Annotated in this window: 19 protein-coding genes; 11 read left to right on the top strand and 8 right to left on the bottom strand. The window is 72.4% G+C overall.

What is annotated here, in order from left to right; translation table 11 throughout:
- Nucleotides 1-128 precede the first annotated feature (128 nt).
- From D6270_RS29325 to D6270_RS29350, 6 genes are all read right to left on the bottom strand, one after another.
- Nucleotides 129-923 (bottom strand): N-formylglutamate amidohydrolase, encoded by a 795-nt coding sequence (locus D6270_RS29325; RefSeq protein ID WP_109162686.1) that lies wholly within the window; start codon nt 921-923, stop codon nt 129-131.
- Nucleotides 924-979: 56 nt separating this feature from the next.
- Entirely contained in the window at nt 980-1,969 is a 990-nt protein-coding gene (sph, locus tag D6270_RS29330) for a sphingomyelin phosphodiesterase (RefSeq protein WP_109162685.1), read from the bottom strand.
- 152 nt (nt 1,970-2,121) lie between these two features.
- The gene (locus D6270_RS29335) at nt 2,122-2,754 is read right to left on the bottom strand and encodes a class F sortase (RefSeq protein WP_109162684.1); all 633 of its coding nucleotides are present in this window, start codon (nt 2,752-2,754) and stop codon (nt 2,122-2,124) included.
- 89 nt (nt 2,755-2,843) lie between these two features.
- Nucleotides 2,844-3,269 carry a hypothetical protein gene (locus tag D6270_RS29340; RefSeq protein WP_204117040.1) on the bottom strand — a complete coding sequence of 142 codons (426 nt, stop codon included), beginning with the start codon at nt 3,267-3,269 and terminating at the stop codon, nt 2,844-2,846.
- Between the two features lie 221 nt (nt 3,270-3,490).
- A complete protein-coding gene (locus D6270_RS29345; protein ID WP_109162683.1) occupies nt 3,491-5,491 on the bottom strand; it encodes a sensor histidine kinase in 2,001 nt (666 codons plus the stop codon).
- Nucleotides 5,484-6,194 carry a response regulator transcription factor gene (locus D6270_RS29350; protein ID WP_204117039.1) on the bottom strand — a complete coding sequence of 237 codons (711 nt, stop codon included), beginning with the start codon at nt 6,192-6,194 and terminating at the stop codon, nt 5,484-5,486. The genes D6270_RS29345 and D6270_RS29350 overlap by 8 nt, the downstream gene beginning before the upstream one ends.
- Before the next feature lie 121 nt (nt 6,195-6,315).
- Here D6270_RS29350 and D6270_RS29355 point away from each other — a divergent pair, with 121 nt between their 5' ends.
- The 9 genes from D6270_RS29355 (at nt 6,316) to D6270_RS29395 (ending at nt 19,121) form a co-directional block, all read left to right on the top strand.
- Nucleotides 6,316-6,693, top strand: a complete 378-nt coding sequence (locus D6270_RS29355; protein WP_225976981.1) for a hypothetical protein — start codon at nt 6,316-6,318, stop codon at nt 6,691-6,693.
- A gap of 50 nt (nt 6,694-6,743) precedes the next feature.
- The gene (locus D6270_RS29360) at nt 6,744-8,483 is read left to right on the top strand and encodes a hypothetical protein (protein ID WP_109162682.1); all 1,740 of its coding nucleotides are present in this window, start codon (nt 6,744-6,746) and stop codon (nt 8,481-8,483) included.
- Between the two features lie 254 nt (nt 8,484-8,737).
- Complete coding sequence (locus D6270_RS29365) at nt 8,738-10,039, top strand: cytochrome P450 (RefSeq protein ID WP_109162681.1); 1,302 nt, start codon at nt 8,738-8,740, stop codon at nt 10,037-10,039.
- Entirely contained in the window at nt 10,036-11,289 is a 1,254-nt protein-coding gene (locus D6270_RS29370) for a cytochrome P450 family protein (protein ID WP_109162680.1), read from the top strand. Before D6270_RS29365 ends, D6270_RS29370 begins: the two co-directional genes overlap by 4 nt.
- Nucleotides 11,290-11,824: 535 nt before the next feature.
- Entirely contained in the window at nt 11,825-13,327 is a 1,503-nt protein-coding gene (locus D6270_RS29375; protein ID WP_109162679.1) for an aldehyde dehydrogenase family protein, read from the top strand.
- 98 nt (nt 13,328-13,425) lie between these two features.
- Entirely contained in the window at nt 13,426-15,039 is a 1,614-nt protein-coding gene (locus D6270_RS29380; RefSeq protein ID WP_109162678.1) for a GMC family oxidoreductase, read from the top strand.
- The gene (locus D6270_RS29385) at nt 15,036-16,160 is read left to right on the top strand and encodes a quaternary amine ABC transporter ATP-binding protein (protein WP_109162677.1); all 1,125 of its coding nucleotides are present in this window, start codon (nt 15,036-15,038) and stop codon (nt 16,158-16,160) included. The genes D6270_RS29380 and D6270_RS29385 overlap by 4 nt, the downstream gene beginning before the upstream one ends.
- Nucleotides 16,160-18,145 (top strand): ABC transporter permease, encoded by a 1,986-nt coding sequence (locus D6270_RS29390; protein WP_109162676.1) that lies wholly within the window; start codon nt 16,160-16,162, stop codon nt 18,143-18,145. Before D6270_RS29385 ends, D6270_RS29390 begins: the two co-directional genes overlap by 1 nt.
- A 1-nt stretch (nt 18,146) precedes the next feature.
- Nucleotides 18,147-19,121: an ABC transporter substrate-binding protein gene (locus D6270_RS29395; protein WP_109162675.1), complete on the top strand. Its 975-nt coding sequence runs from the start codon at nt 18,147-18,149 to the stop codon at nt 19,119-19,121.
- Between the two features lie 49 nt (nt 19,122-19,170).
- Here D6270_RS29395 and D6270_RS29400 read toward each other — a convergent pair whose 3' ends face one another.
- Both D6270_RS29400 and D6270_RS29405 read right to left on the bottom strand, forming a co-directional pair.
- The gene (locus D6270_RS29400) at nt 19,171-20,538 is read right to left on the bottom strand and encodes a cytochrome P450 (protein ID WP_109162674.1); all 1,368 of its coding nucleotides are present in this window, start codon (nt 20,536-20,538) and stop codon (nt 19,171-19,173) included.
- A 218-nt stretch (nt 20,539-20,756) separates the two neighbouring features.
- Entirely contained in the window at nt 20,757-21,575 is an 819-nt protein-coding gene (locus D6270_RS29405) for a helix-turn-helix transcriptional regulator (RefSeq protein ID WP_109162673.1), read from the bottom strand.
- A 254-nt stretch (nt 21,576-21,829) separates the two neighbouring features.
- Between D6270_RS29405 and D6270_RS29410 the strand changes: the two genes are divergently transcribed.
- Together D6270_RS29410 and D6270_RS29415 are read left to right on the top strand one after the other, a co-directional pair.
- Nucleotides 21,830-22,345 (top strand): hypothetical protein, encoded by a 516-nt coding sequence (locus D6270_RS29410; protein WP_109162672.1) that lies wholly within the window; start codon nt 21,830-21,832, stop codon nt 22,343-22,345.
- A 55-nt stretch (nt 22,346-22,400) separates the two neighbouring features.
- On the top strand, nt 22,401-23,654 hold the full coding sequence (locus tag D6270_RS29415; protein WP_109167222.1) for a serine hydrolase domain-containing protein: 1,254 nt from the start codon (nt 22,401-22,403) through the stop codon (nt 23,652-23,654).
- The last annotated feature ends 137 nt before the right edge of the window (nt 23,655-23,791 follow it).

Raw genomic sequence — 23,791 nt, forward strand, 5'->3', positions numbered from 1 at the left:
TCGTCCCGAGGGGGTGCGGGCGCCGCTCCTGGTGCGAGGACGATCCCGATGACGATCCGTCCGGGCCGCCGGAGTGGGCGCGGTGGTGGAGATCGGGTAGCCGTCCCGGGCGAGGGTGGTGCGCCGCGTCAGCACCCGGCCACCAGCTCCGCCAGCGCCCCGGCCAGCGCGTCCAGCCCCGGCCCCGCCGGGCCGCCCGGCTCGGTCATGTACGTGTCGCGACGGATCTCGATCATCAGGGCGGTGACCCGGCGGTCCGAGCCGTAGTGCTTCAGCGGGACGTACGTACCGGCGAACGGGCTGTCGACCCCCGTCCCCCCGAACCCCGCGAACGCCTCCTCCGCCAGCGAGCGCAGCTCCGGCGGAGTGTGGAACGGGTCGGTGCCCAGGCAGATCGGCGGGCGGGGGCCGGTGCCGTGGAGTTCGTACGGGAGGGGCTCGCTCGGGTACGAGTGGACGTCGACGATCACCGCACGGCCCGTGGCGGCGATCCGGGCGTCGACCGCCTCCGTCATGGCTTGGGCATAGGGGTGGAAGTACCGGGTCAGCAGCGGGTGTTGGTCGATGTCCCGGGTCCGCAGACGTTCGCGGTGGGTGGTGTGCGTGTAGACCGCGCCCATGCCCACGGCCCGCATCTCCTCGCGGTCGTCCGGGAAGCGTTCGGGGTCGACGACCAGGCGGGAGAGGGCGTTGACGAAGCGCCAGGGCCGGGTGGGGCAGGCCTCGGTGGCCCGGGCCGCCAGTTCGGCGGTGTGGGAGTCGGTGATGTGGTCGAGTTCCCGCTCCAGAGCCCCGCCGTCCAGGAGGATTCCGCCGCGTACCTCCTTGGGAATCCTTCGCGACCCGTGCGGTACGTGCAGCAGTACCGGGGAGCCGGGGCTTCCGGGGAGGAGCTGGAACGACGGCTGGGCGACGGTGCTCATGGAGCGGGTCCTTCACGGGTGGGGCGGGGAGGGCCCCGATTGTCCCACCCGTGCGGTCAGCCGGCCGAGCCGATCACCGGGTAGTGGTCGGAGAGGTTCGTGTACGTGTACTTCTTGCCCCAGCTGGAGACCGTCCAGGGGGCGCTCTGCTCCTTGATCACATCGTTCTTCCAGCCCGACGGCTTCACATGGCCGACGCGGTGGAGGATGTGGTCCAGGTCCTCGCGCGGGTCGTTCGGGTAGCGCTCGGCGGCTATCGAGTTGTCGCGGGTGTCGAAGGAGTAGGTGTGGCCCGTCCTGGTGTCGGCCGGGGCCAGGTCCGCGTCCTCGAGGAAGGAGGCGTACTCGGCGGAGTGCCCGTCCACGTTGAAGTCGCCTGCCACGACGACCTGCTCGGAGGCCGGGATCTTCTTGGCGTCGAGGAAGGCGTCCATCGCCTTGAACTGGCGGCTGCGCATCTGCGCGGCCTCTCCCGCCGAACAGCCGGGGTCGGTCGACTGGGCGTGGGTGCCCACGACATGGACGCGGGCGCCGTTGACGTTCAGCACCGTATAGGCGAAGCCCTTGTTGGACCACCAGTCGCCGCCACAGGCGTCCTTGAAGATGTACTGCTCCTTGCGGATGACCGGCCACTTGCTCAGGATCGTGACGCCGCCGTCCTCCGGAGTCGTCGCCGAGTAGGAGCCGCTGGTGGCGTCCCAGCCGCTCTTGCTCCGGCCGACGACGGGCGTCTGGTAGGGGTACTGGGCGGCGGAGTTCCGCAGCAGCGCGTCGGAGGCCCCGTTGTCGAACGCCTCCTGGATCACGACCACGTCGTTGCCCCGGAAGAACGAGGTCTTCGGGATCTCCGCCGCCCGGTGGTCCTGGCCCCAGTTGGGGTACAGGGTCTTGCTGAAGAGGAACGTGTTGTACGAGAGCACCCGCAGCGACGGGGTCTCGGCGGCGGTGGCCGCAGCCGCCTGGGGCGCGTTCATGGCCAGCGGGACGGCGGCGAGCGCGGCGGAGAGGGCCACGCCGGAAAGACGGCGGAACGTGGAGTGCGGCACGAGGTCTCCTGCTGAATGAGTGGGGGCGTACCGGGCGGCACCCATCAAAGCAGCGGGAGTTACCCACCGGTAGACATCGGATGCCGTGAGTCTGTCCTGGCGAATGCCATCAAGGTTCGGACAGGGACCGACTCGGCACCGCGCGGCTCCGGTCAGCCCAGCTCGGCGTAGACGATCAGGTTGTCCACCGGGTGCCCCTCCGCGTCGAACGCGCCGTCGCAGGTGACCAGCCGCAACGTGCTGCCCTTGGTGGCACCGTAGACCCGCTCGGTGGGGAACGCCTTCTTGCTGACCGTCTCCTTGCCCGTCACGGTGAAGCGCAGCGACTTTCCGTCGCCGTCACGGACGAGCACCGCGGCGCCCTTGTGGATGTCCTTGAGATCGTGGAAGACGGCCCGGCCGAAGCGGGTGTCGTTGTGGCCGATCAGGACGGCCGCACCTGGGCGGCCGGGCACGGCTCCGCCGGTGTACCAGCCGGCCTTCATGCCCTGCTCGGCGGGCGGGACCTCGACCGTGCCGTCCGCGTTGAGCCCGAGTCGCATCAGGGAGCTGCGGATCTTGAGGGACGGGACGGCGACCTCGGTGGGGGCGGGGGCGTCCGTGGCGGCGGGCGGCCCGTCCGTCGCGGTGGGGGCCGGTGCCGAGGAGGCCGGAGCGGACGCGGCCGCCGGGGACGCGGCCGATGACGGTTCCGGTCCCGCGCAGGCCGTCAGGGCCGCGCAGGCCACCAGGGCGGCCAGCAGGGCGGCCGGCCGGGAGCGGTGGGAGGTGGTGCGGACGTGCATGAGGGCTCCAGGAGTGACCACCGGGCGTGGCGCCGCCCCGGTGCGGGACGGCGCCACGATCGGTCTCAGTGGTGAGGGGTGGTGAGAGGTCAGCCGTTGCGGCGGCGGAGCACGAGGGTGCCCGCGCCCGCCAGCAGCGCTGCTCCGGCCACCGAACCGGCGAGGGCGGTGGTGCTGGTGCCCTCGGCGCTGGCCGGGCGCTCACCGGCCGCCACGCCACCGCGCGGTGCGGTCGCCGGGGCGGGAGTGGCCTCGCGGGGTGCGGTGGGTGCCGGGCGGTCGCCCGCCGCGACGCCGCCACGGGGCGCGGTGGCGGGACGGTCCCGGTCATCCTTCGGCGCGGCCTCGGCGGCCCGCTCCCGCTCCGGCGCCACCTCCGGGGCGCTCTCGGCGGGCGCCGACGGCCTCGGCGTCGCGTCGGCGAAGGCGGCGCCGGCCGGGAGCAGCACCGTGCCGGCCGCGACGGCGGCGAGCACGGCGGTGCGCAGGGAGAGACGGGCGGTCAATGCGGTCATATGGATGGCTCCATTCGTACGTCGCCCCGCGACGGGTCCGGGTGCCGAAGTGCACCGGGTACGGGGCAGGGAGCCAGGCTGACCGGAAGTTATGAGGAAGCTGTCAGGGCGCTGTGGTCATCCCATCAGAGCGCCCATCAACGCACCCGCCAGAGCACCTATCAACCCACCCGCCAGTGCATCCATCGGCGCACCCGTCAGCGCCTCCGTCGGGGAACCGGTCAGGGCACCGGGTCCGCCGTAGGCAGCCGGAGCGTGAAGGCCGAGCCTTCGCCCTCCGTACTGGTCGCGCTCGCCGTCCCGCCGTGGGCCTCGGCCAGTTTCCGGACGATGGCGAGCCCGAGGCCGCTGCCTCCCGTACGGCGGCTGCGGGACTTCTCCGCACGCCAGAAGCGGTCGAAGACGTACGGGAGGTCCCCGGCCGGAATCCCGACCCCGGTGTCCGCCACCTCGACCACCACCTCCCCGGAACCGGAACCGGAAGGAGAGTCGGAGCCCGAGTTGGAGCCGGCAACAGAACCGGTCTCACCCGACTCCCCACCCGCGCCCCCGCCCCCGTACGCGCGCAGCGTCACCCTCCCGCCCGCCGGAGTGTGCCGTACCGCGTTGGAGACCAGGTTCCCCACCGCCTGCCGCAGCCTGACCGGGTCCGCGCGCAGCACCAGGTCCGCCCCCGTCCCCGCCGCCACCGTCAGCGTCACCCCCGCCGTCTCCGCGCGGGCCTGATGGGCGGCGGCGACCTGGCTCAACAGCTCCCCGATCCGGACCGGTCCGGGGTGCAGTCGCAGCACCCCGGCGTCGGCGTCGGCCAGGTCCTGGAGGTCGTCGATGATGTGCTGGAGCTGCACCGCCTCCTCCAGCAGCGAGGAGACGAACGCCGGATCCGGGTCGGCCAGACCGTCCTGGGCCGCCTCCAGCCAGCCCCGGATGTTGCTCAGCGGGGTCCGCAGCTCATGGGCCACATCGCTGACCATCGCCTTGCGCTGCTCCTCCAGCCGTGCCCGGTGCGCCGACATGTCGTTGAACGCGGCGGCCAGCCGGCCGATCTCGTCGTCCCCCGGGACCGGGACGGAGGCGTGCTCCTCCCCGTCCCGCATCCGCTGCGCGGCCCCCGTCAGCGCGTGCAGCGGGCGGACCAGCCGCGCGCCCGCGAGGACCGAGGCGCCCACGGTCAGCGCCAGGACGAGGGCCGCCGCACCGGCGATCTTCGCGGTGTTGGCGGGGGAGAGGTCGAAGCCGGGCACCGTCGCGCCACCCTCGTCACCGATGAACAGGAGCGCGGGGGAGGCCACGTACGAACTGAGCTGTTCGCTGCGCGCCGTTCCCACGCACGAGGCGATGGCCCGGTCGTCCGCCCCGTTCAGCTCCCGGGGCGGCGCCACCTCCGGGGCGGGGGCCGTCCGGGGCGCGTCGCTCGGCCGGGGAACGGGCAGCGGCTCCGCCACGGCGGGGTAGCCATCGCCCCACGAGAGGTCCCGGTTCAGCCGCACACCGGCGCGGTCCTGGCGCTCCAGACAGGCGTCGGCGAGATCGTTGAGCGCGCTGAGCGCCTTCTTCTCGGTGCGGGTGGGCGCGTCCAGGTCCGAGGGGTCGCAACGGGCAGCCAGCGCCCGTTCGGGGTCGTTGCCCACCATCTGGACGCGGGGCCGGCCGCTCGGCCCGACGACCACGTCCGCGGCGATCCCCACCCGGTTCAGGCACTCCGCGTTCCGGTCGGCGGTCCGCCGCAGCGCCGCCCGTTCCCCCGCGGGGAGCAGGAACGGCCCGACCGCCCGCGGGTCGATGCGGTCGGCCGCCGTGCCCTGCCCCTCGGTGCTCCGGGCGGCGAGCACGGTGTCGACGGACAACGGGTCGACCACCGCGGAGGCCTCCGGCGGAAGTGCCGGCGGGGTCTCGGTGGTGGCGGAGTCGGCGAGCGGCTGCCTGCTCTGCGTGGTCAGCGCGACGCGGCGGCCGGACTGCTCGGCCAGTTCCCGTACGGTCGCGTCCACGCCGTCCCAGGTCGGGTTGCGGGCGGCGTAGCCGAGCAGGGTGTCGTAGATCCGGGCGTCGGCGGTGAGGTTCTGGCCCTGCTCCTGCTTGATCGCCCCCGAGGTGGTCTGCACGGCGAGCCAGGCGGTGGCCGCCACCGAACACGCGGCGACCAGCGCCGACACGCCCAGCAGCCGCCCCAGCAGACTCCGCCGCAACGGCACCCGGGCGGCGGGCCGGTTCCTACGCACGCCGTGCCTTCGCCGGGTCGGTCAGTTTGTAGCCGACGCCGAAGACGGTGAGCAGGCGCACCGGCCGGCGGGGAGCGGGTTCGATCTTCTTGCGGAGGTTCATGACGTGCACGTCGACCGTCCGGTCGCTGATGTAGCGGTCGAAGCCGTGCAGCTCCTCCAGCAGCCGCTGACGGCTGAACACCCGGTCGGGACCGGCCGCCAGCGCGGCCAGGATCCGGAACTCGCCCCGCGTGCACTCCACCGGCGCGCCGTCCACCGTCACCTCGTGGCGCTCCGGATCGACCACCAGGCCGCCCACCCGCAGGACGTGGTCCTCCACCACCCCGGCCGGCCGCCGGGTGCGGCGCAGCAGCGTGCGGACGCGGGCCATCAGCTCGCGGGGGCTGTACGGCTTGGTCATGTAGTCGTCCGCGCCGAGGTCGAGTCCGAGCAGCAGATCGTCCTCGGTGGTGCGGGCGGTCAGCATCAGCACGGGCAGCTCCCGGGCCTCGGCCCGCAGCACGCGCACCACGTCCAGCCCGTCCGCCCGAGGCATCATCACATCGAGAACGAGCAGGTCGGGTTCCTTGTACCGGACGGCGTCGAGTGCGGCGAGCCCGTCGCCCACGATCCGTACGGTGTGTCCTTCCCGTTCCAGATAGCGGCGTACGAGCTCGGCCTGCTTCTCGTCGTCCTCGGCAACTATGACGTCTGCGCACACGCCCCCGATCGTAGAGCGCGGCTACAGTGCGGGGCCGGGGCGGGTTCCGGAAGACGGAAGCCGGGAAGGGAACCGGCGCGTTCACCTGGGCCAGGTGGCCGCACCGGCGGAAGGAGACGGGTTGAGCAGCCTCGGTACGGGCGGTGGCGGGAGTACGCACAACACGGTGTCGGGGGACGCCGTCGTGGTCGGGCCCCTGTTGATGGCGCAGCACATCGAGGGCATCCAGCTGCCGCCCGCTGCGCCCGCCGCCCCGCCGTGTCAGGGGCCACCGCCCACGCGGGTGTTCGTCAACCGGACACGGGAGCTGGCCGGTCTGCGGGATGCCGCCCTGGCCCTGGCAGCCGATCCGGGGCCGGGTGTGGTGATGGTGGTCGGGGTAGGCGGGGTCGGCAAGACCCAGGCCGACGACCGGCCCCTGATGGAAGCCTGCGAGGAGAAGCTCGGCACGCTGCGGCGGAGCATGGGGCTGAGGCCGCCGGCCGTACCCCCGGTCTGATCCTCTGCCTGCCCTTCGGTCTGTCCCTCGCCTCTCCCCGGAGCCACGCGTTGTCCTCGGTGCCGTCGCCGCTCAGCCGTCCGTACGCCCGGTTCCGCCGTGGCGCCCGGCCCGGCCACGAACGGTGGAACACCTGGAACGCACCGAAGGCGGCCGTGCTCGGGGTGGCGCGGACGCTCACCTCGGCCACCCGGCTGGTGGACGTCATGCACCTGCTGCGGCCCGAGGACGGGATCGACAAGTTCTTCACCGTCAACCCCGGATCGGCGTTCGCGGACGGGCTCGACTCCTATCTCGCCGGGCTCGGCGTCCAGGTGCTGAGCTGGAAGGAGGCCACCCGGCGCCGCTTCGACCTGGCGGTCAGCTGCTCGGTGCACCCGACGATGCGCCGGCTCGACGCCCCGCTGATGGTGCTGCCGCACGGCGCCGGGTACAACCGGCTGGTGACCGAGTCGACGGGCGACGCGCTGTCCCCCGCAGGGCTGTCCCGGCGGGAGCTGATGTGGCGGGGGAAGGTCGTCCCGGAGGCGATCGGCGTCTCGCACCAGGCACAGATCGACCGGCTCGCCGAGACCTGTCCCGAGGCCGTCCCGTACGCCCTGGCCGTCGGCGACTGGTGCTTCCAGCGGATCATCGTGAGCATGTCCCGCCGGGACCGCTACCGCTCGCGGCTCGGCGCGGTCGACGGGCGCCGGCTGGTGGTCATCCACTCCACCTGGAGCGGCCACTCGCTCCTCGGCCGCCATCCGGAGCTGCCCCTGCGGCTGGTGACCTCGCTCCCGGCGGACGAGTTCGCCGTGGCGGCCGTCTTCCACCCCAACGTGTGGGCCCGGCACACCCGCCCCGGCGTCCTGGAGCGGTTGGGTGCAGCGATGGACGCGGGACTCATGATCATCCCGCCGGAGGAGGGGTGGCGCGCTGCCGTCGTGGCCAGTGACTGGGTGGTCGGCGACCACGGCAGTACGACCTTCTACTCGGCCGCCGCCGACCGCGTCACCCTGCTCGCCGCCACCGGTCTCGACGAGCTGGACCCGGCCTCGCCCGCCGCCGCGTTCGGACGGGGCGCGCCGCGGCTGGATCCCGACGGTGATGTGTACGCGCAGTTGCTGGCGGCGGCCCGCCTCCACGACCCGGCGGGGCTGCGGCCCGTCGTGGACCGCCAGCTCGCCTCGGTCGACACCTCCGGAGAGGTGACCCGGGCCCGGATGTACGCGTTCCTCGCGGGACGAGGGGTCGGGGTGCCGGACGCACCCCCGCAGCCGCTGCCCGTACCGGACCCCGAGCCCGTCCGCCGTACGGCCGCGACGGCGTACGACGTGACCGGTGTCCATGAGGCCGGAGGAGTCGTCGGCCTCCAGCGCCGGCCCCTGGTGGCCGGGCACCACACCGAGGCCCTCGGCTTCTACGCCGTCACGACCGAGGAGAACCATCCCCACTGGCCGCACGCGGCCGAAGTGCTGGCCCGGACGGTCGCGGACGCGGAGGTGGCGGCCCTGGACTGGGCGGCCGACGCGGCGGTGCGGTACGAGAACCTCAACGTCCTGGTGGCGCGGCTGGACGAGACCCGCTGCCTGGTCCGGCTGCGCGGCGGGCGCCGGCTGGAGGCCCGCACGGAACGCTCCTGGGGCGAGCGGCGGCCCCTCCTCGATCCGGTCCTGCTGGGGTCGGCCGTCAATCTCTGGATGACCGGTGGGCAACGGGCGAAGGACCTCACGGACGGTCTGACGCTGCGGACGGGCCGGTGGCAGGTCCGGGTGGCGTTCACCGAGCCGTCGGGCGGCGGGCGCTGAAGCGGAGGCGGTCGCGCGTCCGGAGACGGCTCCGGCTACGGTCACTGAAGCGGAGGCGGCGAGTCCGTGTCGATCTTGTGATCAAACCAGCGCAGATGTCATATGAGAACGGTCGCCGCAGTGGGTCGAGGCGGCCAGGAGCGAGCAGAAAAGGGTGCGGTTCAGCCCCTTCGGTTCACCGAACCTCCTTATAGTGGTGCCGCGTTGATCGTATGGTCGCAACGCGCGAAGCCGTCGCCACTGGAGTCCGTACGATGACGAAGCCCTCGTCCGCCACGCCCGTGCCCCCGGCCGGTGGAGGCGGTGGCTGTCCCCTGGGCCACGGCACGGGAGCCGTTCCGCTCAGCGGGCCCGGCTTCCACACCGAACCCCAGGCGCTCTACCGCTCCATGCGGCGCGACCACGGCCCCGTCGTCCCGGTCGAACTGCCCGGCGGCTTCCCCGCCTGGCTCGTGATCGGCTACCGGGAACTCCACCAGGTCACCAGCGACGGGGAGTTGTACCCCCGGGACGTCTCCCTGTGGAACCAGTGGGAGAACATCCCCGCCGACTGGCCGCTGCTGCCCATGGTGGGCACGCCCATGCCGTCCATCTACTTCACCGCGGGGGCCGAGCACCGCCGCCACGCCGAGATGGTCGTGCCCGCCCTCGAAGCGGCCGACCCCTTCGAGATCCGGCAGCACTGCGAGCAGTTGGCCGACCGGCTCATCGATGCCGTGTGCAGCCGTGGCACCGCCGACCTCGTCGCCGAATTCGCCGACCCGCTACCCGTCCTCGTCCTCGCCCGGCTCGTAGGCTTCCCCGACGAGGAGGGTGCCGGCATCGCCCAGGTGCTCAAGGACCTGGCCGACGGCGGGCCCGGCGCGCAGAAGGCCCACCTGCGCTTCGGCGAGCACATGCACCGGCTCGTCGCGGCCAAGCGGGCGAACCCCGGGGACGACGTGACCTCGCGGATGCTCGCCCACCCCGAGCAGTTCACCGACGAGGAGTACGCCCTCGACCTCATGGCCGTCACGGCCGCCGGGCACCTGCCCACCGCCGACTGGATCAGCAACTCGACCCGGCTGATGCTCACCGAGGACCAGTTCGCCGACGCGCTCTCCGGCGGCCGGCACAGCGTCGCCGAGGCCATGAACGAGGTGCTCTGGGAGGACGCCCCGACCCAGATCCTGGCCGGGCGGTGGGCCTCGCAGGACGCCCGGCTCGGCGGACAGAACATCGTCCGTGGCGACATGCTGCTCCTGGGCCTCGGCGCCGCCAACGGCGACCCCCACATCCGGCAGCAGGTCACGGACCTGGTCGTCCGCTCCGGGCGGGGCGGCAACAACGCCCACATGGCGTTCAGCCACGGCGAGTACCGCTGCCCCTTCCCCGCGCAGGAGATCGCCGAGATCATCGCCCGTACCGGCATCGAGGTCCTCCTGGACCGGCTCCCTGACCTCGAACTGGCCGTCCCAGCCGAGGATTTGGTGCGCAGGCCCTCCGCCTTCCTGCGCGGGATGACCGCGCTCCCCGTCCGCTTCACCCCCGTACGCACGACAGGAGACGCGTTGTGAACTGCCCGCACGCCGCAGCCGCCCAGGCCGACCGGGGCGCCGGGGTCATCACCATCGACCCCATGGTCCAGGACCTCGACGGGGAGACCGTGCGGTTGCGCGACGCCGGTGTGCTCGCCCGGATCGAACTGCTCGGCGTCCCCGCCTGGACGGTCACCCGGCACGCGGAGGCCCGCCAACTCCTCGTCGATCCCCGGCTGGTGAAGGACATCGACACCTGGGGGCTCTGGCGGAGCGGAGTGGTGACACGTGACTGGCCGCTGATCGGCATGATCGACGCCGGGCGCTCCATGTTCACCGTGGACGGGGCCGAGCACCGGCGGCTGCGCACCAAGACCTCCCAGGCGCTCACCCCCCGGCGGCTCGAAGCGATCCGCCCGGCCATCGAGAAGTTCACCGAGGAGCTGCTGGACAACCTCGACGCGGCGCGCGGTGAGGACGGCGTCGTCGACCTGAAGGCGGTCTTCGCCCAGCCGCTGCCGATGAAGGTGGTCGGCATGCTGATGGGCGTCGACGAGTCCCAGCACGCGATGCTGACCCGGCAGTACAAGGCGTTCTTCTCCATGCTCACCCCGCAGGACGAACGCCTCGCGCTGCTGGCCGAGTTGGACATCTTCTACACCGATCTCGTACGCGAGAAGACCGCGCACCCGACGGACGACCTCACCAGCGCGCTGATCCTCGCCGAGGAGGGTGGCGAGCCGCTCACCGAGGAGGAGGTGGTGGGCAACCTGAAGGCGATGGTCGCCGCCGGGCACGAGACGACGATCGGGCTCATCCTCAACGCCGTACGCGCGCTGCTCTCGCACCCGGACCAGCTGGCGGCGGTGCTGGCCGGCGAGGTCGGCTGGGACGCGGTGATCGAGGAGACCCTGCGCTGGGACACCCCCATCACCCACCTCCTGATGCGGTTCGCCACCGAGGACATCACCATCGGCGATACCGTGATCAAGGAGGGCGAGGGGGTCGTCATCTCCTACCGCACCATCGGCCGCGACATCGAACAGCACGGTGCCGACGCCGACGCCTTCGACGTCACCCGTGCCACCCGCAACCGCCACATGACCTTCGGCCACGGCCCGCACATCTGCCCCGGCGCCGCCCTCTCCCGCGTCGAGGCGGCCGTGGCCCTCCCCGCGCTCTTCGCCCGCTTCCCCGGACTGCGGCTCGCGATCCCGGACGCGGAGATCACCAAGCTGCCGGTGATGACGCAGAACGACATGGCCGCCTTCCCGGTGCTGCTGGGCTGAGGCCCGGCAGCCGCGCCGCCCCGTATGCCGTCCCGGGCGGGCTTCCTCGCCCTGGCCCGCACCGCTCCACCACGGCCGCGCTCCTGGCCGACGCCGCACGCGGTCGCCCCATGGAGGTGACCGTCCTGCCCGTGGGCGCGGTGCCGGACCGGTACCGGGAGCGGGGCGACGGGCACCCCGCCGGGTCGGCCGGGGCCGGGGCCGGCATGGCGTGGTTCAGCGACGTGTACGCCGCCGATCCCGGCGCGGCTCTGGGCAGGGTGCTCCGGGCGGCGGTGCCCGCAGGGCTCGTCCGTGAGGGGGGCCGGGCGTTCCTGCGAACCGGTCCCGCCACTTCCGCCGGAAAGCGACCCGGCGCACCTCCCGAGCACGCCTCACCAGTGAGCTGCATCACGCAGAGTGAAATTCTTGGCATACATTCCGCCGAACCGGGGAGGGGCTCCGACCGCTGGTGTGGCCGTACCCCGGTCCACCGCGCAGGACGCCCTCGGCCGAACCGGCGAGGGCATTTCGGGTACGGAAGGCTAAAAACGACATGTCGGCGCTCAGCACCATCCACATCGACGGCACCTGGCGGGCCGCCGGATCAGGCGCGACGCGCGAGATCCTCGACCCCGCCGACGCCACCGTCCTGGCCGTCGTCGCCGAGGGCGGCATCGAGGACACCGATGCGGCGATCGCGGCGGCGCGGCGCGCCTTCGACGACGGCCCCTGGCCGCACAAGCCCGTCGCCGAGCGGGCCGGGCTGCTGCGCCGGGTCGCCGAGCTGCTCCAGCGGGACCGCGAGGAGATCGCGATCACCGAGAGCCGCGACACCGGCAAGACCCTCGAAGAGGGCCGGGTCGACGTCGACGACGTGACCAACGCCTTCCGCTACTTCGCCGACCTCGTGATGAACGAGAGCGGCGGCCGGGTCGTCGACGCGGGCGACCCCGACGTCCACAGCATCGTCGTGCACGAGCCCGTCGGCGTCTGCGCCCTGATCGCCCCCTGGAACTACCCTCTCCTCCAGGCCAGTTGGAAGATCGCCCCGGCCCTCGCCGCCGGCAACACCTTCGTGCTCAAGCCCAGCGAGGTCACCCCGCTCTCCACCGTCCACCTGATCAAGCTCCTCGCCGAGGCCGGGCTGCCCGACGGCGCCGCCAACCTCGTCACGGGCGCGGGTGACCCGGTGGGCGCCCGGCTCTCCGAGCACCCCGACGTCGACCTGGTCTCCTTCACCGGCGGCCTCGCCAGCGGTACGAAGGTGGCCCAGGCAGCCGCGCCGACGGTGAAGAAGGTCGCCCTGGAGCTCGGCGGGAAGAACCCCAACGTGGTCTTCGCCGACGCCTGCGCCACCGAGGAGGGCTTCGACACGGCCGTCGACCAGGCCCTGAACGCCGCCTTCTTCCACAGCGGCCAGGTCTGCTCCGCCGGCGCCCGTCTGATCATCCAGGACACCGTCAGCGAGCGCTTCGTCACCGAGCTGGCCCGCCGCGCCGACGCCATCCGCCTCGGCCGGGGCACCCTCGACGGCGTGGAGTGCGGCCCGCTCGTCTCCGCCCAGCAGCTCGCCAAGGTCGAGGCGTACGTCGCCTCCGCCCGCGAGGAGGGTGCCATCGTCCGGGCCGGCGGCGAACGCCCCGAGCCCGGCGACGTACGCCCCGAAGGCGGCTACTTCTACCGGCCGACCGTCCTCGACGGCTGCCACCGGGAGATGAAGGTGGTCCGCGAGGAGACCTTCGGCCCGATCCTCACCGTCGAGACCTTCCGTACCGAGGAAGAAGCCATCACCCTGGCCAACGACACCGACTACGGCCTCGCCGGCGCCGTCTGGACCACGGACGCGGGCCGGGCCCGCCGGGTCGCCGGACGGCTGCGCCACGGCACCGTCTGGATCAACGACTACCACCCCTACCTCCCGCAGGCCGAGTGGGGCGGCTTCGGCAAGTCCGGTACGGGGCGCGAGCTGGGCCCGACGGGACTCGCCGAATACCGCGAGTCCAAGCACATCTACCAGAACCTCAACCCGCGCCCCCAGCGCTGGTTCGCCGGCTGACACCTGCGGGGGCCCCGGAACGACCGGACCCCGGGGCCCCGTCCGGCTGTTCGCAGCACCACGCACACGCACGAACCTTGCAGAAGGAGCAGTGACCGATGCCTCCCACCCCCCGCAGCACCGCGGTCCCCGACCCCGACGGCCCCATGGCCGACTACGTGATCGTCGGCGGCGGCACCGCCGGATCGGTCATCGCCTCCCGGCTCACCGAGGACCCGGACACCACCGTCACGGTCATCGAGGGCGGTCCCACCGACATCGACCGCGACGACGTCCTCACCCTGCGCCGCTGGCTCGGCCTCCTCGGCGGCGACCTCGACTACGACTACCCCACCACCGAGCAGCCGCGCGGCAACTCCCACATCCGGCACAGCCGGGCCCGGGTCCTCGGCGGCTGCTCCTCGCACAACACGCTCATCAGCTTCAAGCCGCTGCCCGGCGACTGGGACGAGTGGGCCGAGGCGGGCGCCGAGGGCTGGGGCGCCACCGCGATGGACCCGTACTTCGCCAGGCTGCGCAACAACATCGTCCCGGTCGACGAGAAGGACCGCAACGCCATCGCCCGCGACTTCGTCGACGCCGCCCAGGCGGCCGCCGGGGTCCCGCGCGTGGACAGCTTCAACAGCGCGCCCTTCCACGAGGGCGCCGGCTTCTTCGACCTCGCCTACCACCCCGAGAACAACAAGCGCTCCTCCGCCTCGGTCGCCTACCTCCACCCGCACATCGAGGCCGGTGACCGCCCCAACCTCACGATCCTGCTGGAGACCTGGGCGTACCGGCTGGAGTTCGACGGCACCCGCGCCACCGGCGTCCACGTCCGCACGAAGGACGGCGAGGAGATCCTGCTGCGCGCCGCCCGCGAGGTCATCGTCTGCGCGGGCGCCGTGGACACCCCGCGCCTGCTGCTGCACTCCGGGATCGGTCCGCGCGAGGACCTGGAGGCGCTGGGCATCGAGGTGCGCCACGACCTTCCGGGCGTCGGCGAGAACCTGCTGGACCACCCCGAGTCCGTCATCGTCTGGGAGACCGACGGGCCCATCCCGGAGAACTCCGCGATGGACTCCGACGCGGGACTCTTCGTCCGCCGCGACCCCGGATCCCGGGGCCCGGACCTGATGTTCCACTTCTACCAGATCCCGTTCACCGACAACCCGGAGCGGCTCGGCTACGAGAAGCCCGAGCACGGGGTCTCGATGACGCCGAACATCCCCAAGCCGCGCAGCCGGGGCCGTCTCTACCTCACGAGCGCCGACCCCGAGGCCAAGCCGGCCCTGGACTTCCGCTACTTCACCGACGAGGACGACCACGACGGCCGCACCCTGGTCGACGGCATCAAGCTCGCCCGGAAGATCGCGGCCACCGAACCGCTGGCCCACTGGCTGAAGCGCGAGGTCTGCCCCGGCCCTGAGGTCACCTCGGACGAGGAGATCAGCGAGTACGCGCGCAAGGTCGCCCACACCGTCTACCACCCGGCGGGCACCTGCAAGATGGGCGCCGCCGACGACCAGGAGGCCGTCGTCGACCCGCAGTTGCGCATCCGCGGCCTTGAGTCCATCCGGATCGCCGACGCGTCCGTCTTCCCGACCATGCCCGCAGTCAACCCGATGATCGGAGTCCTCATGGTCGGCGAGAAGTGCGCCGAACTCCTGGGCGACCAGGCGCGTGACGCCGTCCCGGTCACCGGTACCAGCACCGGAGGTGATGTCCGATGACCGCAACCAAGGCCACCGAGGCCGCAGTCGAGGCAGCCGACGAGAACGCCGTGTTCTCCGTACGCAACCTCTGGAAGGTCTTCGGCCCCAGGGCCGACCGCATCCCCGGCAGCGAGCACGCCTCCCTCCCGCCCGCCGAACTGCGCGAGGCCACCGGCTGCACCGCTGCCGTACGCGATGTCTCCTTCGACGTCCGCAAGGGTGAGGTCTTCGTCGTCATGGGCCTGTCGGGCTCCGGCAAGTCGACCCTCGTACGCTGTCTGACCCGGCTGATCGAGCCCACCAGCGGCACCCTCGCCATCGACGGCGAGGACGTCCTCGCCATGGACCGCTCCCGGCTCCGCGAACTGCGCCGCCACCGCGCCGCGATGGTCTTCCAGCACTTCGGACTGCTGCCGCACCGCACGGTGCTGGACAACGTCGCCTACGGCCTGGAGATCCAGGGCCTCAGCAAGGCCGAACGCCGCGCCAGGGCAGCCGAGTTGGTGGAGAAGGTCGGCCTGGCCGGTCTGGAGGACCGCCGCCCCTCCCAGCTCTCCGGTGGCCAGCAGCAGCGCGTCGGCCTGGCCCGCGCACTCGCCGTCGACCCCTCCGTCCTCCTCTTCGACGAGCCGTTCAGCGCGCTGGACCCGCTGATCCGCCGGGAGATGCAGGACGAGGTGGTCCGGCTGCACCGCGAGGAGGGCCGCACCATGGTCTTCATCACCCATGACCTCAGCGAGGCGCTGCGCCTGGGCACCCGGATCGCGCTCATGCGCGACGGCGGCATCGTCCAGCTCGGCACGCCCGAGGAGATCGTGGGCTCGCCCGCCGACGACTACGTGCGCGAGTTCGTCCGCGACGTGCCGCGCGAGCAGGTCCTCACCGTCGCCACCGCGATGCGCCCCGCGCTCGCCGGGGAGAGCGAGAGCGGCCCGGCCGTGCGCCCCGACGCCACCGTGTACGAGGCGATCGAGGCGGTCTCCCGCTCCGGCGATCCCGCCGCCCGGGTGATGGACGGCGGCCGGCTCGTCGGCGTCGTCGACCAGGCACGCCTGCTGGACGTCGTGGCCGGGACGGCGGGCCCCGGCAGGGCGACCACCCCCGGCGCTCCGGACGGCCCCCGCGAGGTGACCCTCTGATGGCCACCGCCCAGGCCACCCCGGCCCGCCCCGCGCGAGCGGGCGCGCGCCGGGGACCGCTGGCCGCCCTCCGCGAACGCCCGGCCGCCGGGAAGCTGCTGCTCCTCGCGCTCGCCGCCGTGATCCTCGTCCCCCTCGTCCAGAGCCGCTGGGGCGGCGGCATCTGGCCGGACGCGCTCACCGCCGACCTCTCGGCACCGCTCGGCGACGTCACCGACTGGATCGTCTCCAACCGGGACAGCCACCCGCTCTTCCTGTACTTCTTCGGCCACATCAGCAACGCCGTCGTGCTCTCCGTACGCGGTGTCTACCTGGTGCTCCTGGCCCTCGGCTGGGCCGGAGTCACCGTGTTCGCCGCCGCCGTCGCCTGGCGGGTCGCGGGCATCCGGCTCGCGCTCACCGCCGCCGTGTCGTTCCTGGTCTGCGGGCTGCTCGGCATGTGGGTGCCGACCATGCAGACGCTCGCGCTGATGGTCGTGGCCGTCCTCGCCTCCGTCGTCCTCGGACTGCTCCTCGGCCTCGCCGCCGGGCTCTCCGACCGCACGTTCCGCGTGCTGCGCCCGGTGCTGGACACCATGCAGGTGCTGCCCGCCTTCGCGTATCTGCTCCCCGTGGTGCTGATCTTCGGCATCGGCGTGCCCGGGGCCGTTCTCGCCACCGTCGTCTACGCGGCTCCGCCGATGGCGCGGCTCACCGCGCTCGGCCTGCGCGGTGCGGACGGCGGAGTCATGGAGGCCGTCGCCTCGCTCGGCGCGACCGGACGGCAGCGGCTGCTCACGGCCCGGCTGCCGCTGGCCCGCAAGGAGCTGCTCCTCGGCCTCAACCAGACCATCATGATGGCGCTCTCCATGGCCGTCATCGCCTCGGTGATCGGCGCGGGCGGCCTCGGTGACCGGGTCTACCAGGCGCTCTCCTCCGTCGACGTGGGCGCCGCCCTCGCCGCCGGTATCCCGATCGTGCTGCTGGCCGTCGTCCTGGACCGTACGACCGAGGCCGCGGGCCGCCGCCTCGGCACCGAGCCCACCGGCCCGGCCCTGCTGAGGGGTTGGCGCGGCTGGACCCTGGCCGCCGTGGTCACGGCCGCCGTCGCCTTCGTCGGGCGGCTCACCGACGGCCGGGTCTGGCCCGACGACACGACCGTGGCGATCGCCGGACCGGTGAACACCGCCAAGGACTGGATGGTCGACCACCTCTACACCGGCGTGCCGGTCGTCGGCGGCACCGCCGACCTGGCCTCCCACTTCACCAGCGGCGTCCTGAACCCGCTGCGCAGCGGACTCACTGGGCTGCCCTGGTGGTCGGTGCTGCTCGTCGTCGCCGCCCTCGCCTGGACCATCGGCACCTGGCGCACCGCCGCCACCGCCGTCCTCGCCATGGCCGCGATCGGCGTCCTGGGCGTCTGGGAGCCGTCGATGGACACCCTCAGCCAGGTCCTCGCCGCCGTGGCGGTCACCCTGGTCCTGGGCTTCGGCATCGCGATCGGCGCGGCGCGCAGCGAACGCCTGGAGCGGCTGCTGCGACCGGTCCTGGACGTCTTCCAGACCATGCCGCAGTTCGTCTACCTGATCCCCGTCGTCGCCCTCTTCGGCGTCGGCCGTGCCCCCGCAGCGGCCGCGGCGCTCGTCTACGCGCTGCCCGCCGTCGTCCGCATCACCACCCAGGGGCTGCGGGGCGTCGACCCGGCCGCGATGGAGTGCGCCCGCTCGCTCGGCGCCACCCCGGGCCAGCAGCTGCGCCAGGTCCAGATCCCGCTGGCCCGGCCCTCCCTGCTGCTCGCGGTCAACCAGGCGGTCGTGCTGGTCCTCGCCGTCGTCATCATCGGCGGACTCGTCGGATCGGGCGCACTCGGTTACGACGTCGTCTTCGGCCTCGCCCAGGGCGACCTGGCCACCGGGCTGGTCGCCGGAGCCGCGATCGTCTGCCTCGGCCTGATGCTCGACCGGGTCACCCAGCCCACCACCCGCCGCCAGCGACAGGAGAGCTGAGATGAACCGCTCCCGAACCCGCCTGCTCGTGGCGCTCGCCTCGGCCACCGCCCTGCTCACCACGGCGGGCTGCGGCGCTGCCGACATGACCGAGCAGGCATCCCCGTTCGCGGCCCCCGCCGGGGTCAGGACGGTCACGCTCTCCGTCCAGTCCTGGGTCGGCGCCCAGGCGAACGTCGCCGTGGCCGAGCAGCTCCTCAAGGACGAGCTCGGCTACCGCGTCGACCTCGTGCAGACCGACGAGGTCCCCGCCTGGGACGCCCTCAGCCAGGGCCGCGTCGACGCGATCCTGGAGGACTGGGGCCACCCGGACCAGGAGAAGCTGTACGTCGACGAGAAGAAGACCATCGTCCGCGGCGGCGACCTCGGGGTCACCGGCCACATCGGCTGGTACGTCCCGAAATACTGGGCCGACCAGCACCCCGACGTCACCGACTGGAAGAACCTCAACAAGTACGCCGACGAGCTGAGGACCGCCGAGAGCGGCGGCAAGGGCCAGCTCATGGACGGCTCGCCCTCCTATGTCACCAACGACGTGGCCCTGGTGAAGAACCTGGACCTGGACTACAAGGTCGTCTTCGCCGGCTCCGAGGCGGCCCAGATCACCCAGATCCAGCAGTTCGCCAAGGAGAAGAAGCCCTTCCTGAGCTACTGGTACCAGCCGCAGTGGCTGTTCAACGAGGTGCCGATGGTCGAGGTGAAGCTCCCGGAGTACACCGACGAGTGCGCGGCCAAGGACCCCAAGGACATCGACTGCGCCTACCCGACGACCCCGTTGCAGAAGTTCCTCAACGCCGACTTCGTGGAGCGCGGCGGGGACGCGGCCTCGTTCCTGAAGAAGTTCCGGTGGTCGGAGAAGGACCAGAACGAGGTCTCCGAGCTGATCGCCCGGCAGCGGCTCTCGCCCGAGGAGGCGGCGAAGCGCTGGATCGACCGCCACCCGGACGTCTGGAAGAAGTGGCTGGCCAAGGGGTGACGGGCCGGACGCCGCCCCGCGCGCGGGGCGGCGTCCCCTCTCCTCCCGGCTACCGCGCGCGCACCGTCGCCAGCACATCCCGGTCCGGCTGAAGGGTCAGGCTCGGTACGGGGTCGACGACGCCCGGCTCGACGTCCAGCTCGAAGCGCCGGGCCAGTACGGCCAGGATGAGCACCGACTCGACCATCGCGAACCGGGTCCCCAGGCAGACCCGGGGCCCGCCGCCGAACGGGAACCACGCGTACTCGGCGATCTCGTCCCCGCTCGTGGCGTCCCACCGCTCCGGGCGGAACTCCTCCGGCTCGGGGAACCACCGCGCGTCCCGGTGCGTGGACCACTGGCTGGACCACACCCGGGTCCCCTCCGCTACCGGCAGACCGCCGATCCGCGCCCCTTCCTTCGCCACCCCCGTGATCAGCCAGATCGTGGGATACAGCCGCAAGGTCTCCTTCACCACGGCCTGGGCGTAGGGGAGTCGGGCGTAGTCGTCGAAGCCCGGCTCCCGGTCGCCGAGCACCCGGTCCAGTTCCTCGGAGAGCGCGGCCCGCACCCGCGGGTTGCGGGAGAGCAGATACCACGCCCACACCAGGGTCGAACTCGTCGTCTCGTGGCCCCCGATGTACAGGGTGACCGTCTCGTCGCGGATCTCCTCGTCGCTGAGCCGCTCACCGCTCTCGTCGACCGCGGTGAGCAACCGGCTGAGCAGATCCGGGCGTTCGGTCCCACCGTCGCGGTGCCGGGCCACCACGCGGCCCACCTCGGAGTCGATCACGGCGGCGGCCTTCCTGATCCGCGCCCGCCCGGGCGTCGGCACCCAGTCGGGCAGCAGCGCCCCGATCCCGGCGAACTCCTTGCCGATCTCCAGCTGGGCCACATCCATCGCCCGGCCCATCGCCTCCGAGTCCGCCGGGGTGTCCACGCCGAAGATGGTGCGCACCGCGATCTTCTGCGTCAGGGCCGCCATCTCCCGCTTGACGTCGACGCGTTCACCGTCCGCCCACGCGTCGGCCAGCTCCACCGCGGAGGACGCCATGGTGGCGGCGTACGACCTGACCTGCTTGGGCCGCACCGAGGGCTGCACCAGCGACCGTTTGCGCCGCCAGTCCCGGCCGCGCGCCACGATGATCCCGTTGCCCATCACCGCCCGGAAGGCGACGCCGAGCTTCGGCTGGTCGAAGGTGCGCTCCGTCTCGGTGAGCAGCTCGCCTATGCACTCCGGGTCGGAGATGAACACGCACCGACTGCGCCCGAACCGCCAGCGCACCATGTCCCCGTGCCCCCGCAGGAGTTCGAAGAAGGCGAGGGGGTTCTTCCCGAACTGCGGCAGGTTCCCGAGCAGCGGCAGCCCCTTGGGGCCCGGTACGAACTCATGGCCGCGAGAGGAGGTGCCGACTGCCGGGCCGGTCTGCGTGGACATCGAAAGGACTCCGCTCCCTGGGGCGCGCCACAGTGGCGCGCAACGTTCGAACCTCATCGAACGTGATGAGGGCGGCACTCCGCCAGGGCGTCGGACCGGCGTGGCTGAAATCCGTCAGCAGCCTTGTGGAGTACGCGAGTTGTCGAGAGTAGTCGTACTCGCCACCGGGATTCGAACAGGAGATGGGGGCAGATTTTCCGCCGGGTGCGACAGTCCCGTCATGCCGATCCGTCGGCGTCCGCGCCGGACGGTTCGGCCGGCCCGGGGAGCAGGCCCGCGTCCTGGGCACGCAGCACCGCGCTGAGCCGGTCCGCGGCCCCGAGCTTTCGGTACAGCGCGTTCAGGTGCTTGTGGACGGTGCGCGGCGAGATGCCCAGCCTGCGTCCGATCCCCTCGGCGGTCAGTCCCGTGGCCAGCAGGTGCAGCACATTCGTCTCGCGTGGTGTCAGCGGGGCCGCCAGCGCGTGGTTGGCCTGCCGTCTGCCGTCGCTGCCGGAGGACGCGCACAGCGCCGTCAAGAGGGACCGGTGGGCCATCGCGGCCTTGAGCAGTGGCTGGACGCGTACGGCGTAGCGCTCGTCGTGCCGGGAGAAGTCGCCGCCGGAGCGGTGCACCAGGAACCCGCTGACGTGCGCGCCCCTTTGCGGCAGCGGCAGGCCGAACACGTGCCGTGTCCCGAACGCCTGGTGGAGGGCGTCGGCGGTCGGACTGTTCCGCCAGGTCCGCGCCCCCACCACCCGTGCGGCGCTCTGCGGCGTCCAGTCGGCGCTGACGCCGTACCGGTCGATGAAGGGATACCCCGAACGGATGTGAGCCTGCACCGAGTCGGCGTCGGTATCGGCCGGCGGCAGAGTTCTGGGGGTCCGGATCACCACGCTGCCCCGCTCTCGTGTCCAGGGCACCTCCTTGACCACGATCAGCTCCCCGTCGAGTGCCGTGAGCAGTTCCCCGGTGAGCAACGGCCAGACGGAGTCAGGGGCTTCGGTGCTCATCACCTCGACCGCCAGGTCCAGCATGCGTGCGTACCGATCCGCCATGACGACGTCCCCCGATGTCCCCGTGTGTGTGCCTCCTCACCGTAGCCTCCCGCTGTCCATACGCACTTCTCCCCATGGCCCGGCACAGCGCGCTCCCGCCACGATCTGCTCCGGGGCGGACCACGGGGCCGTCCTGACCCACGGGGAGACCGCACAGGTACGGAGAGACTCCGGCGGCAAGGGCTCGTTGACGTACGTGCGGGTCCCGCGCGGCTCACGCCGCGCCCCCCGATCACCGAAAGGACATCTGCGACATGAGTACACCGCGCTCGGTGCTCACCTCTCTCACCGCCGTATGCGCCCTCGCGGCCGGCCTGGCCCTCACGGGGCCCACCGCCCCGGCGCAGGCCGCCGCTCCGGACTGTACGGGCGGCGCCCGGGGCTTCCGCGACCACCCGGACAACGCCTCCGGCGACACCGACAAGCCTCGGCTCCTGGACCTCGGCGGAGGCGTCGTCATCACCCTGGAGAAGGGGGTGTACGGGGGTCAGCAGATCAGCTTCGGGAAGATCAGCGGCCCCACCCGTCCGGGCGACAAGGTCTGGATGGACTGGCGGGCCGCCGGGTGGGACGACGGAGGCAGGCCCGAATGGCCCGTCCGCCCCTGGCTCCAGTGCGGACCGTTCACCGTCCAGAGCCACGGCCAGAGCCTGACGACTCCCTTCAAGCGCACCAGCACGGACCCCGACTACCAGTTCCGGGTCTGCGGTTCGCTCGCCACCAACGGCGTCGTCCGCTGCGCCACCAAGAACGGCGTCGACTGGTGGTGACCTGCCGGTGCCCCTGGAACCCTGCCCTCTCCGCGAAGAAGAACCGAGGATGACCATGCCCTTGCCGCCACACAGACGTCTGACCGTGAGTGCGGCGCTGATCGCCGCTCTCGCCGGCGCTCTCACGCCCACCACCAGCGCCTCCGCGGCCCCCGCCACCGTCGGTACCCGGACACCCGCACCCGACATGGCCGGCATCGTGGCCGCACTGGAGTCGGCGATGGCCAACGGGGCACCGGGTGCGATGGCCCGCTACTCCGGCCCGGACGGGGTCAGGGGGAAGGCCGTCGGCGTCCGTGACCGGGCGTCGGGCGCGGCCATGGACACCCGGGCGCGGTTCCGGATCGGCAGCGTCAGCAAGACGTTCTCCAGCGTCGTGCTGCTCCAGTTGGTCCAGGAGGGCCGGCTGAAACTGGACGCGCCGGTCAACACCTATCTCGAAGGGCTCCTGCCCGACGACCGGATCACGGTCCGCCATCTCCTCACCCACCGCAGCGGCCTGGCCGACTACACCGACGCCATGTTCGAACAGACCGTGCCGGGCTTCGAAGCGGTACGCGACCGGGTGTTCAGCTACCAGGAACTGCTCGACCTCTCCCTCGCCGAGCCCCGGACCACCGAGCCCGGTGCCGCCTACGCCTACTCGAACGCCAATTTCGTCGTCGTCGGCATGCTCATCGAGAAGCTGACGGGGCGCCCGGTGGCCGACGCCTACCAGCGTCGCATCATCAAGCCGCTGGGGCTGCGCGCCACCGCGTACGTCCACCCCGACACGCGCATCGAGGGCACCCACGTCCGTGGCTATCTGCACCCCGACGAGGCCGGGGCCCCGCTCGTCGACTCCACCGAGCAGACCGTGTCCTGGGCGCAGTCCGCGGGCGCCGTCATCTCCAGCACCGCCGACCTCAACACCTTCACCAGCGCCCTGATGCGCGGCCGGCTGCTCGCCCCGGCGATGCTGGAGGCGATGACCACGGTCACGCCCACGGACGCCACCGGCACCCGGTTCTACGGCCTCGGTCTGCGCCGCTACGACCTGTCCTGCGGCACCCGGGTGTACGGGCACACCGGCACCGTCCAGGGCTTCTACACCTACGCCTTCGCCACCCGCGACGGCCGCCGCAGCCTGGCGGCGCTGGCCAATACCTCCAACCGCGGCGCCGCGAACACCGCACTGGGCGGCACCCTGGAGGCCGCCTTCTGCGGCAGGAAGCCGGCACCCGCCCCGACCGCTCGCTCCACGGCGCCCTCCGGCGCCCCTGACCACGCCCCGCTGCCCGCCGAACGCGACCTGCCCGAGCGCCACTGAGCGAGCAGGGCCGAGACCTTCCGGGAGCGGTCACGTCCGTCGTGGCCGCTCCCGCCGCTCTGCGCCGAGGACGGGCAGGCGCGATGCCGGAGCAGCAGCTGACCGTACGGTTGCGACGAGGGCGGTCCGAGCACTCC

This window comes from Streptomyces griseus subsp. griseus, from assembly GCF_003610995.1.
In the GTDB taxonomy this organism is placed as follows: domain Bacteria; phylum Actinomycetota; class Actinomycetes; order Streptomycetales; family Streptomycetaceae; genus Streptomyces.

Excerpts from the sequence above, each read along its gene's own strand:
- D6270_RS29365 (WP_109162681.1), top strand. The coding sequence starts at position 8,738 with ATGACGAAGCCCTCGTCCGCCACGCCCGTGCCCCCGGCCGGTGGAGGC.
- D6270_RS29390 (WP_109162676.1), top strand. The coding sequence starts at position 16,160 with ATGGCCACCGCCCAGGCCACCCCGGCCCGCCCCGCGCGAGCGGGCGCG.
- D6270_RS29405 (WP_109162673.1), bottom strand. The coding sequence starts at position 21,575 with ATGGCGGATCGGTACGCACGCATGCTGGACCTGGCGGTCGAGGTGATG.
- D6270_RS29400 (WP_109162674.1), bottom strand. The coding sequence starts at position 20,538 with ATGTCCACGCAGACCGGCCCGGCAGTCGGCACCTCCTCTCGCGGCCAT.
- D6270_RS29325 (WP_109162686.1), bottom strand. The coding sequence starts at position 923 with ATGAGCACCGTCGCCCAGCCGTCGTTCCAGCTCCTCCCCGGAAGCCCC.
- D6270_RS29340 (WP_204117040.1), bottom strand. The coding sequence starts at position 3,269 with ATGACCGCATTGACCGCCCGTCTCTCCCTGCGCACCGCCGTGCTCGCC.
- D6270_RS29410 (WP_109162672.1), top strand. The coding sequence starts at position 21,830 with ATGAGTACACCGCGCTCGGTGCTCACCTCTCTCACCGCCGTATGCGCC.
- D6270_RS29375 (WP_109162679.1), top strand. The coding sequence starts at position 11,825 with ATGTCGGCGCTCAGCACCATCCACATCGACGGCACCTGGCGGGCCGCC.
- D6270_RS29380 (WP_109162678.1), top strand. The coding sequence starts at position 13,426 with ATGCCTCCCACCCCCCGCAGCACCGCGGTCCCCGACCCCGACGGCCCC.
- D6270_RS29335 (WP_109162684.1), bottom strand. The coding sequence starts at position 2,754 with ATGCACGTCCGCACCACCTCCCACCGCTCCCGGCCGGCCGCCCTGCTG.
- D6270_RS29385 (WP_109162677.1), top strand. The coding sequence starts at position 15,036 with ATGACCGCAACCAAGGCCACCGAGGCCGCAGTCGAGGCAGCCGACGAG.
- D6270_RS29395 (WP_109162675.1), top strand. The coding sequence starts at position 18,147 with ATGAACCGCTCCCGAACCCGCCTGCTCGTGGCGCTCGCCTCGGCCACC.
- D6270_RS29415 (WP_109167222.1), top strand. The coding sequence starts at position 22,401 with ATGCCCTTGCCGCCACACAGACGTCTGACCGTGAGTGCGGCGCTGATC.